This is a genomic window from Anaerococcus tetradius ATCC 35098, from assembly GCF_000159095.1.
GTDB lineage: Bacteria > Bacillota > Clostridia > Tissierellales > Peptoniphilaceae > Anaerococcus > Anaerococcus tetradius.
Genome location: NZ_GG666388.1, coordinates 1 through 226, shown reverse-complemented (window position 1 = coordinate 226; position 226 = coordinate 1). Strand labels below are relative to the sequence as shown.

General features: G+C 42.0%; 1 protein-coding gene. It reads right to left on the bottom strand.

Going from position 1 to position 226, the window contains the following annotated elements; genetic code table 11:
* Positions 1 to 226 (bottom strand): hypothetical protein (locus HMPREF0077_RS10875; RefSeq protein WP_004837966.1); only part of this gene is annotated, 226 nt, incomplete at both ends.

Genomic DNA, 226 nt, shown 5'->3' with positions numbered 1-226 from the left:
TGTCCATTTACCATTGTCACCTTTTGTTGCTGTAACTTTTACTGGACTTGTTTTTCCTTCTGGTGTATATGTTACTTCAACTTCTTTTGTATCAGCGTCTGTTGGTGGTGTTACTGTTACATCTCCGTTGTCTTTGGCTTCTACTTTTGGTGCTGCTGGGGCTATTGTGTCAGCTGGTGTTTTTGCTGTTGCTTTTCCGGATTGTGTTGATTCGTTTCCAGCCTCA